General features: G+C 40.9%; 5 protein-coding genes. All 5 read left to right on the forward strand.

Annotated elements, in window-relative coordinates; translation table 11 throughout:
* Positions 1–1,245: 1,245 nt before the first annotated feature.
* Positions 1,246–1,827 carry an RNA polymerase sigma factor gene (locus ACEN82_RS10780; RefSeq protein ID WP_413319892.1) on the forward strand — a complete coding sequence of 194 codons (582 nt, stop codon included), beginning with the start codon at positions 1,246–1,248 and terminating at the stop codon, positions 1,825–1,827.
* A gap of 80 nt (positions 1,828–1,907) precedes the next feature.
* Positions 1,908–3,059 (forward strand): FecR family protein, encoded by a 1,152-nt coding sequence (locus ACEN82_RS10785; RefSeq protein WP_413319894.1) that lies wholly within the window; start codon positions 1,908–1,910, stop codon positions 3,057–3,059.
* 227 nt (positions 3,060–3,286) lie between these two features.
* Positions 3,287–6,766 carry a TonB-dependent receptor gene (locus ACEN82_RS10790; protein ID WP_413319896.1) on the forward strand — a complete coding sequence of 1,160 codons (3,480 nt, stop codon included), beginning with the start codon at positions 3,287–3,289 and terminating at the stop codon, positions 6,764–6,766.
* Positions 6,767–6,786: 20 nt separating this feature from the next.
* Complete coding sequence (locus ACEN82_RS10795) at positions 6,787–8,439, forward strand: RagB/SusD family nutrient uptake outer membrane protein (protein WP_413319898.1); 1,653 nt, start codon at positions 6,787–6,789, stop codon at positions 8,437–8,439.
* 251 nt (positions 8,440–8,690) lie between these two features.
* Positions 8,691–11,882 (forward strand): beta-galactosidase, LacZ type, encoded by a 3,192-nt coding sequence (lacZ, locus tag ACEN82_RS10800; RefSeq protein WP_413319900.1) that lies wholly within the window; start codon positions 8,691–8,693, stop codon positions 11,880–11,882.

The raw sequence follows: 11,882 nt of genomic DNA on the forward strand, positions 1-11,882 counted from the left end.
TGGATTGACGAAATAGAGCGTTACGATTGGACGATTAAATACATTGATTTGTAAAAGATGGTTGAAGAAATAACGAAGCTATTATTAATGCGAATGAGTGTTATATAGTTAATTTTAAGTGTGTTAGTGGCTTTTTAAACAGTGTAAATTGAACTATGACTGCTTGCTTCATGTTAAAGAAATATGAAAGAGAAAAGCGAAAAAGACTCAACTTGAAGTATCAAAAATTTCAGACGAACATCAGAAAACGAAAGAGCAAGCTTTTCCCGATCTGATTATAAGGATTGTCGTCCAGGCAACGTTAACGGAATATTATGGCGATAATTAAATAGAATATATGTTTATATTTTTTGATTATCAGTGTTTTATATTGATTAATGAAGGTCGGCGAGAAGAAAGGCAAAGGGATTCGAATCCTTAATTTGCTGATTATGAAATAGATGAAAGTTAATGGTGATTTGAAAATCCCCCTATTCTTCTGATGTAGGTGATTGATATTCAGAAAAATAAGGGGTGTGGTAGTGGAGCCGGAGGGAGCCCCGTCGAACAGTTAATTTCGCTGCTTTTGCTTTTTAGTGAGTTGAAAATTAGGTAATTATATATTCATGCTGTACTGAAAGGAAACGTCAAAAGCTGTTGTTATTTGTTCCAAATTACCTAAAATATCAATTTATTAAGGCTTTTTATTTGGCTGAAGTGTTCGATAATCGAACACTTTAAGTGATTTGTAAATCAATTGTTTATGGTTTTTGTGGTTCTGCTAACTGTGGGAACTTTCATTCTTAAAACTTAAGAATTTGCGGATTGAGTAGCCAAGGATAAATCTATGGTAAATAAAGGTAGAAGCTAGTCTCTTATTGAATAGCAGCTCAAATCGGCTATTGATTCGAGCCCGTTAGGGAATATTGAAAGCGCTCTAACTCGTTCAAAACGTACATTTGAACTAAAAGTTGATCCGAATTACGCCGAGTAAGGGGGGTGATTTAAGTTAGTTCGTGCATGACTTTTCGAGCCTTTTGTTCATAGTATTCAAAATCTGTTTGTAATTATTTTGTTGATTCGAACGCAGCCGGAGTGAATATATCATGTATCTAATAGTAAGCATATGAAGAGCTCAATAATTGACGAGTATTTCTGATACGGAAATTGTGAATAGCTTATCTTTATTGGTGATCAAGTGAAAGCGAGTTAATATATTTTGAAATTTTTACTGAAATTACAGTACATTCGTTATTTAAACCAGTTATGTCCCCTAATCAGATCCTTATTGACCAGGAGTTGATCACGTTGCTTAAAAACGATGACCGGGGCGCTTTTGCCGCAATTTATAAACGTTATTGGACCGTGATGTACATGCATGCGTTAAAGATGGTGAGGGATGAAGATGACGCGAGGGATATTATTCAGGAAGTGTTCACTTCATTATGGATTAAGCGACAATCGATAACTCCGGATGCTAATCTGGCTGGTTTTCTTTTTATTTCAACAAAAAATAAAGTACTTGATCTAATAGCCCGAAAACGGGTGAAGTCTGATTATATCGATTCGCTGGCCGAGTTTGTCAATACCAACAAGAATCAAACGTTGGAACGCATTGAGGAAAAGGAAATAATGGAGGCACTTAATAGAGAAATAGCCTTATTGCCCCCTAAAATGAGGCAGATATTTGAAATGCGTATTCATCGGCACTGCACTTACAAAGAAATAGCTAATGAGCTAAACCTATCAGACAAAACTGTCAAAAAACAGATCAGTAATGCGATTAAGATAATCCGGCCCAAACTCCACCATCTTTCATCAATTGTTTTGATCTTATCTGGCTTGTAAAAAAAAACTTAATTTTTTTTCATTCTTTCTACTACTTCATCCTATGCTGGCCGTTTCATTAATAACAGCCCAAATAAACCATGACCAGGGAACAAGCACAGGAATTATTAAACAAGCATCAACTCGGCAAGTGCACACCAGAAGAACAGCAACTTCTTGATCATTGGTATTTAAGCGAAGCAGCTAAACAACAGGTAGCAGATGAACCAGCCAACCCGTTAAAGGATGAGAAACTGATCTGGGACAGGATTACTAAAGAAATTCCTGAAGCACCCAAAATCATACGTTTTAAAAAATGGTACTCAACTGCAGCTGCGGCAGCCGCTGTTATTTTTGTTTCGTTTGGTACCTGGTTTTTTATAAGGCTGCATCAACCTGTTAAGCAACTGGCTCAACAGTCTTATATCAAAAATGATATTTTACCGGGTGGCAACAAAGCCATTCTTATGCTTGCTAACGGAAAGCAAATTACGCTAACCGGTGCCCGGAACGGTACCCTCGCTGTACAGGGAGGTGTAGCAGTTAATAAAACAGCAGACGGAAGGATTGTTTACAATTCATCAAAGCAAACTGCCTCTGAGGGCACCGCAAAACTTGCTTATAACACAATGATTACTCCACGTGGCGGGCAATATTGGGTTGTTTTGCCCGATGGCAGTAAAGTCTTATTAAATGCCGCTTCTTCGTTAACCTATCCAACAACTTTTAGCGGTAATGAACGTAAGGTTGAGCTTATTGGTGAGGCTTATTTTGAGGTGGCACATAACGCCGCCAAACCTTTTAAGGTTTACAGCAAATCGCAGGTAGTTGAGGTGCTGGGTACGCACTTTAATATCAATACTTATGATGATGAACCTGATGTTAGAACGACCCTGCTTGAAGGGAAAGTAAAAGTAACATCCGTGGTTAAAAACCAGGTCAGAATTTTAAAACCGGGTCAGCAGGCTGCGCTCAATCCTCTTTCTTTTAATGTAAATGATGTTGATGTGGAGGAAGCAACAGCCTGGAAAAACGGGATTTTTATATTTGAAAGTAATGATATACAGCAAATCATGCGCATGGTTTCGAGATGGTATGATGTGGATGTAATATATAAAGGAAATCTGCCCACTGATAAATTTACCGGATCTGTATCCAGGTTCAGTAATGTTTCTCAAGTATTAAATACGCTTCAACTAACCCGGAAAGTTAGGTTCAAAATAGAAGATAAAAAAATAACCGTATCAGAATAAACTTAAATAAGCTATTAATAACCAGAATAATTACCTAAAAACCGAGAAGAAATATGAAGAGAAGATTACGAACGTAGCCGCAAAAATGGGTTCCAAAAAAAACGTGAAAGTGTACCACCACTTTCACGTCAAAAATTTGAGTTAACCCATTAATCTGTCCGCCTGTCTGGCGCATAGAAAAAATTATTGGTCAATAAATCTTGTTTTAACCCAAACTATTCAAAAGTATGAAAATATCTGCTTTTAACATAGGTATGCCTCAACTGTGCATACCCAAAAAGTTATTATTGGTTGTGAAAATAACTACACTTGTTCTTTTAGTTGCTATAATGCAAGTCAGCGCTTCGTCCTATGCGCAAAGGATAAATCTTTCTGAAACTAATGTGTCATTAAAAAAGCTGTTTAAAGAAATCAGGAAGCAAAGCGGCTACAATTTCATTTATACCGAAAGTATGATGAAAGGTGCCAAATCGGTTGATATACATGTTAGTAACGCCGCCATTGTTGATATCCTTGATAAGGTGTTTCATGATCAGCCACTGTCATATACGATAAGTAATAACACCATAGTAATCAAAGAAAAAGAGAGCGCTGTTTCGGATAATATCTTATCCTTCATTCCGATAACCGTTACAGGTACTGTTAAAGATGAAAAAGGCGAACCTTTGCCGGGTGTTACTGTAGTTGCAGAGGGATCTTCTAACGCCGTATCAACAGATAGCAACGGTAAATACACTATTAAGGCCGATAGTAAGCAAACCCTGGTGTTTTCTTTTGTTGGGTATAAAACGGTAAAACGAATTATCAACAATGAGTCGGTGATAGATATTTCGTTGGAGCCCTTATCAAAGGATTTGTCAGAAGTAGTTGTAGTAGGTTATGGTACTCAAAAAAAGGTGAATTTAACCGGAGCTGTAGCCAGTGTTGGTGCCGATAAGCTGGAAAGCAGGCCGATTACAAATCTTGGTGATGGTCTAAACGGATTGATCCCCAATTTAAACGTCAATCTGAACAACGGGCAGCCAGGCACTGGTGCCAGTTACAACGTACGGGGATATACATCAATTAGCGGGAGCCCTAATCCGTTAATATTAGTTGATGGAGTACAGCGCGATCCAAACCTGATTGACCCCAATGACGTAGCAAGTGTAACTGTATTGAAGGATGCGGCTTCGGCAGCAATTTATGGAGGCAGGGCCGCTTTTGGTGTGGTTTTGATAACTACAAAAAATGCCAAAAAGGGGGCTATGCAAATCTCTTATTCCGGCTCGTACACAACATCAAGGCCAACAAAAATTCCCGATTACATTAATTCGAAAGATTATCTGAATATGTTTAACGCCGCCCAGCGGTCGGGTGCGCAAAGTGGCGGTTATACATCAAATGATCCTTTTACAGCGCAGGACTCTACCATGATCATGGCGTATTTTAATGATCCGGCACATAATCCTTCGGCATATGTTGACCCGGGCAATCCTCAGCGCTACCGTTACGTGGGCAACACCAATTGGATCAAGGTTTTGTATCCGGGCTGGGCACCTCAGCAGCAGCATTATTTATCAGTATCAGGCGGCGAAGGAAAAACCACATATTCGGCTAATATGGGTTACTTTACCCAGGATGGCCTGGAAAAAGTGGCCAACCAGGTATATAAACGTTATACCCCAAGCTTAAAAATCGTATCTGAGGTTGCAAAATGGTTAACGTTTAACTTTAATATGTCAATGACGCATACGGATAATAACCAAAGCGCGTATACCAATCAAAGCAACCAGGGCGGTGCCTGGATTCCCAATGACTTAAGGCCTTTGATGCCTGTTTACAATCCCGACGGAAATTATTCGGGTCAGGGAAATTACACCAATCCCGTAGCAGTAATAAAACAAAATGGCAGGGATATTAACTCCGAAAATGATTTTTGGACTACCGGTCGAATTATACTAACACCGGTAAAGCACCTCACTGTAACATCAGATTATACCTGGAATAGCTATACGGCTTTTGATAGGGAACAGGTAATACCTTTTAACGAATATGGTGTTAACGGTGCATTTTTAAATATCTTCCCACATACCAATCCTTCAAGGGTATCAGAATACAGGCATAACGATAATTACAATGCCTTTAACGCTTACGCTACTTATGAAAATACTTTCGGCACAAAAAATTACTTCAAAGCACTTGCCGGATATAATCAGGAGTATTTTCACTATGTGTTAAGTAACGCGACGGCCAGGAACCTGATAGATCCAACACTACCGGCCATAGGCACAAATAACGACCCTAAACCAACTGTAGGCGGCGCGGAAACACAATCAGCTTTGATAGGTTCGTTTTTTAGGTTAAACTATATCTATGATAAAAAATACCTGCTGGAGGTAAACGGCAGATATGACGGTACATCCCGTTTTCCGGCGGACCATCGTTATGCTTTCTCTCCATCGGTTTCAGCAGGCTGGAACGTAGCCGAAGAGGGTTTTATGGATGGGCTTAAAACTACTATCAATGAATTAAAATTAAGGGCCTCTTATGGTCAGCTGCCCAACCAACAGGGATCAAGCGGGGTATCTTCGTCAGCACAGTATCCTTACATAGCTACGCAAAATACCGGTACAGTAGGTTACTTATTCAATAACCAACCTGGTGTAACTGTAAACGCACCAGGATTGATAAGCACTAATCTTACCTGGGAAAAAGTGCAAACAAAAAACATTGGGTTAGATTACGCTTTGTTAAACAGCAGACTGAGCGGAAGCTTTGATTACTTTATTACCGACACCAAAAATATGCTGGTTGCCGGGCAGCAATTACCAGGGGTTTTAGGTACGGGAGCGCCATTAAGAAACGCCGCCGACCTAAGGACAAAAGGATGGGAATTGAGTATAAGCTGGAAAGACAGGGTGTTCAATAATCAGTTGTTTTACAGCGCGACCCTGGGCCTTTCCGATTCCAGGAGCACCATAACCAGGTATGACCTTAACCCAACATTAAGCATAGGAGACTATTACCCCGGCCAAAAACTTGGAAACATATGGGGCTTTGTAAGTGATGGTTTTTATAAAACCGATGCTGATGCGGCAAAGGTTGATAATAGTGCACTTGCGGGCTATACCTGGCTTGCCGGCGATATAAAATATGCAGACCTAAATCATGACGGGAAAATTAGTTATGGCAATAATACCGTAACTAATCCGGGCGATCAAAAAATCATAGGCAATACCACGCCACGTTACAGGTTTGGGCTTAATTTAAACCTTGCTTTCAAAAACTTTGATTTTGCCGCTTTTTTCCAAGGTGTTTTAAAAGCAGATTTTGTTCCTAATGACTATGTTTTTTATGGATTTAAAGGCAACGAATGGAACATTCCATATGCATATGCTACTGATTACTGGACACCTCAAAACCCCAATGCTTATTTCGCGCGCCCGAGGTTTAATGGTTCGGGAAACCAGCAAACACAAACCATGTACCTGCAAAATGCTGCATATTGCCGTATAAAGCAGCTAACACTGGGTTATTCTCTTCCGTTGCCGCTTATCAGCAAAATAAGCTTACATAAGGTGCGTGTATATGTTACCGGGGCTAACCTGTTTACCATAACATCTATGTTTAAAGGATATGACCCCGAGATTGTGAGCAATGGCGGCAATTTTGGCACCTATCCTATTAATAAATCGGTATCGTTTGGCTTGCAGGCCACTTTATAAACCCTCAATCATTAAATAAGATGAAAAATAAGCATATTATATTCATGGTATTTTTTGCGGTGATTGCATTGGCATCATGCAAAAAGGATAGTTTCCTGAACCGTTATCCGTTAAGCGACATCAGCCCGGAAAACTTCTTCAAAAATGAAACAGATTTACAGATTTATTGCAATCAGTATTATGCTACATTGCCTGTTCAAAACTTTGTGAATGCCGACGATAATTCTGATGATAAAGCAAACGCTTCAATCAACACGTTTCTTGCCGGGACATCAACGGTACCTACAACCGGCGGAGGCTGGGATTTTAGTTTTATCCGTACCTGTAATTTTTTCCTGGCTAATTATTCAAAAGCGGCCATTGGTGATGATGTCAAGAATATTTACGTAGGTGAAACACTGTTTTTCAGGGCGAATGATTTTTGGGGTAAAGTAAAAACATTTGGCGATGTGCCTTATATCAATAAATATATCGTTGACACCTCCAAAAGTGTTTTATATGGAACTCGTATGCCTCACAAACAGGTAATGGATTCTGTTTTAAAAGACCTGAATTTTGCAGTTGCTCATCTTCCTGAAGAAGCATCGGATGGTCGCTTAAATAAATATATGGCGCTGGCGTTAAAGGCGAGAGTGTGTTTATGGGAAGGAACATACCGTAAGTATTTCGGCGTAGGCGACGAAACGGTTTACCTGCAGCAGGCAACCGATGCTGCAGAGCAACTCATGAATTCGAAGAAGTTTAATATTTACAGTGCGGGAAATCCTCAAAGTGATTATTATAACCTTTTTATACAGGACGAATTGCAGGGCAATCCGGAAGCAATTATGCCAATGCGTTACATCACAACGGTATTGACCAATAATTTCGACAGACAGTTAGGTGAGGCTGGCGACGGTTATACCAAGGATTTTGTTCGCTCATTTTTATGTACCGATGGTAAACCCACTTCGCTTAGTTCGCTTTATAAAGGTGATGATACGCCTGATAATGAAGCAACAAACCGGGATCCCCGGTATAAACAACAGATTGCCACCAGGGGCTTTGATTTCTTAAACGGAGATCTTATTACCCTGCCCCGAATAGGCACTTCAGTTACCTCAACGGGGTATCAGCCTATAAAAGGCCGTTCGTCAAGTTTGGCTGCATGGAATGCAGGGCAATCAACATTTGATGTATTTATTTTCAGGTACGCCGAAACCCTGTTGATAGAAGCTGAAGCCAAGGCTGAATTAGGCCTGTGTACACAAACCGTATTGGATAATACGATCAACAAGTTGCGCGACAGAGTAGGGATGCCGCACATGATCATTACCAGTCTGGTTAAAGATCCTAAATCAGATTTTCCGGCCCTGCCGGTGCTGATAGACGAGATCAGACGGGAAAGAAGGATTGAACTGGGGGCGGAAGGCTTCCGTTTTGATGACCTTCACCGCTGGCACGCAGGTACAGTGATCAATAATCCAGAAACGGTGCTGGGTATGAAACTCACACCTGCCCTCAGGACGCAGTACCCGGCAGACCAGGTTAGCAACATTGTTGTTGATGGAAATTATTACATCAAAGTTTACCCAAGTGTTACCCGTACATGGAACGATAAATTATATCTGAACCCATTACCAATACAGGAGTTAACCTTGAATCCTAATTTGAAACAAAATCCGGGATGGTAATGCCGGCATTCCGGTTACCGGCAAAATAAAGCCTGTTTACCCACAACCTATACCCAAAACGGGTAAGGTTGTGGGTATGAAACAAGCTAATTGAAATTCTAAGCAGGGTGTTTCATTAACCTCGGTGTGTTGCTATGCCCTCGGCAGCGTCAAAATCAATATTTAGGACCAAGGGCCTTTATTATTTGCTACATCGGTGCCCTGATACATATAAGCAGGGTGCCCATTCAATTATTATATCATTATTCAAAATGAACTTTAAAAAGTTACTGACGTTATGTGTCGTTTTAGCCAGTTTTAAAATAACCTACGGTCAGACGCCCGATTGGGAGAATGAGCAGGTTTTTGGTATTAATAAAGAGGCTACACATGTAACTTACGTTCCGTATGCCAGTACCGGACAGGCCTTGAGGGACGTTGCCAATACATCCCCCTGGTATTTTAGTCTTGACGGGCAGTGGAAATTTAACTGGGTTAAGCAGCCATCAGAAAGGCCGGTCAATTTTTATCAATCAGGCTTTGATGATGCTACCTGGAAATCCATCACAGTACCTGGTAATATGGAAATGCAGGGGTACGGAACTCCTATTTATACCAATATTACCTACCCGTTTAAAACAAATCCGCCAAAAGTAATGAACCCCGCGCCGGCTGATTGGACGGTAAGCAAGGAGCCTAATCCTATAGGATCATACCGGCGCAATTTTGATATGCCAGCCAATTGGGATGGAAGGGAGGTCTTTATACATTTTAACGGAGTACAAAGCGCCTTTTATATTTGGGTAAACGGACAAAAAGTGGGCTACAGCGAAAACAGTATGAGCCCTGCCGAATTTAACATTACCAAGTACGTAAAGCCGGGCAAAAATCTGGTGGCTGTTGAGGTGTATAAATACAGCGATGGAAGCTACCTCGAAGATCAGGACATGTTCCGTTTCAGTGGGATCTTCAGGAGTGTATTCGTTTATGCTGCAGCGAAACTGCACCTGCGCGATTACTTTATACAGTCGGACCTGTCAGCAGATTTTACTTCCGCAAAATTTTCAGTAAAAGCGGCTTTACATAATTATGGAACAAAAACGGCAGCAGGCAACCTGGAGGTTGCTATCTATCAGCCTGACGGCACATTATTAAATTCCTCAACTTTTATTAAGCAGGATATTACCGCCCTTACTACCGGGGGCGAAAAAAGGTATCAATTGCAGGGATTGGTAGATAAGCCCCTGCTTTGGTCGGCAGAAGAACCGAACCTGTATAAAGTAGTATTTACACTTAAAAATAAAAAGGGGGAAATACTTGAGGTCATGGCATCCGAATTTGGTTTTCGTAAAGTGGAAATAAAGGACAGCCGTCTGTTTGTGAATGGTAACCCGATATTACTTAAAGGTGTAAACCGCCACGAAGTACATCCCAAATACGGTAAAACAATACCCATGGCTACTATGATCCGCGATATTGAATTGATGAAGCAGTATAACATCAATACGGTACGCACTTGTCACTATCCGAACGATCCGGCCTGGTATAAACTCTGTGATGAATATGGTTTGTACGTTATTGACGAAGCCAATCTCGAAACACATGGTATGGGAGATGAGCTTACTAAAAATCCCAGCTGGAAACCAGCCTATGTTGATCGTGAAACGCGACTGGTAGAACGGGACAAAAATCATCCCTCGGTAATCATCTGGTCAATGGGGAATGAATCGTGGAGAGGAGAGAATTTTGTGGACGGTCGGGCAGCCATACTGGCACTTGACCAATCGCGTCCTATTCATTATGAGGGACAAAACGATGTGGCCGATATCGAGTCAAGTATGTATCCTTCCATCGGTGATTTAACTAAGGAAGGGGAAAAAGAATCACCCAAACCATTTTTTATGTGCGAATATGCCCATGCCATGGGTAACGCTATAGGCGACCTTAAAGAGTACTGGGAAACCATAGAATCGCACAAGCGCTTAATAGGCGGCTGTATCTGGGAATGGGTTGACCAGGGCGTGAATAAAACCATCCCGGGCGATACTTCTGGAAAAACCTTTTTTGCCTATGGCGGCGATTTTGGTGATAAACCCAATGACAGCACTTTTAGCATCAAAGGCCTGGTTACATCCGACAGGCAAATAAAGCCCGAAATAGAAGAAGTAAAAAAGATCTATCAATATATAAGTATCAAGGCCGGGGATCTGTTAAAGGGCAGTGTGAGCATTATAAATAAAAATGCTTTTATTAACTTAAACCGATTTGACCTTACCTGGACTTTAGCCGCAGATGGCAAAGTGATCCAATCGGGTATATTACCCGCTTTGAATCTCCCCGGAGGGCAAACAGCAGTCATTGATATCCCTTACCAAAAGCCAACGTTGCTTGCAGGTGCGCAATATTGGCTAACTGTATCTTTTAAGCTTCATGAGGATAATTTATGGGCTAAAAAAGGGCATGTTGTGGCATGGCAGCAAATGGCTGTGCCTTATGAAAAAACGGAAGAAGGTACTGTAATCAGTACACCTTCGTTGCCGGACTTAGCAATAACGGAGAGCGGTCACAGCCTTAGTATTAAAGGTAAGGCATTTGCCTTGGAATTTGATAAACAAGCAGGTACTATATCATCCCTGGTTTATACAGATAAAACTATTATTAGCAATGCGCAAAACGGCCCTATGTTTAACCTTTACCGCGCACGGATGGATAACGACCGTACACGGGAACGAGGCCCTTATATTGAATGGATGAAAGCAGGTTATGACAGCTTGCAATACTCCCTTAAAAGTTTTGCGGTTAACAAAATTGATAATAAGCATGTGCAAATAACTACGGTTACAGATGCCATAACGCGGTCGGGGTTTAAGGTGTCCACAACCATAACTTATACTGTTTTTGGTAATGGATTTATCAATGTAGATGCAAAGTTTAATCCTGGAAAAAATGATCTGGATATACCCCGGCTTGGCTTGAGGTTGTTCTTAAATCAAGGTTTGGAACATGTGGAATGGTATGGCCGCGGTCCGCATGAAAACTATTCGGACCGCAAAGAATCGGCAGGTTTGGGACAGTATCAAAAAACAGTAGCCGAAATGCTTGAACCCTATGAACGGCCTCAGGGAATGGGGAACCGTGAAGATGTGCACTGGCTAAAAGTTACAGATGAGGAAAATGCAGGTATAATGATAGTTGCTGATGGGAAACTAAATTTCACTGTACTTCACTATACCGACCAGGACCTGCAAACGGCAGATCATTTATATAAATTAAAACCACGCAGAGAAACTGTGCTAAGCCTGGATTATAAGCAATTGGGTATAGGCAATGCCAGTTGTGGTCCCATACCGCTACCTGAATATTATATTCCGACCGTACCTGCAGGCATTTCTTTTAGTATCAGACCTTATACACCAATTGAAGGAAATGCTGATGAATATGCCAGAGGCATGATAAAATTATAA

It is taken from the genome of Mucilaginibacter sp. Mucisp73, assembly GCF_059491465.1.

Coding starts and splice junctions, on each gene's coding strand:
- ACEN82_RS10790 (WP_413319896.1), top strand. CDS start 3,287: ATGAAAATATCTGCTTTTAACATAGGTATGCCTCAACTGTGCATACCC.
- ACEN82_RS10795 (WP_413319898.1), top strand. CDS start 6,787: ATGAAAAATAAGCATATTATATTCATGGTATTTTTTGCGGTGATTGCA.
- lacZ (WP_413319900.1), top strand. CDS start 8,691: ATGAACTTTAAAAAGTTACTGACGTTATGTGTCGTTTTAGCCAGTTTT.
- ACEN82_RS10785 (WP_413319894.1), top strand. CDS start 1,908: ATGACCAGGGAACAAGCACAGGAATTATTAAACAAGCATCAACTCGGC.
- ACEN82_RS10780 (WP_413319892.1), top strand. CDS start 1,246: ATGTCCCCTAATCAGATCCTTATTGACCAGGAGTTGATCACGTTGCTT.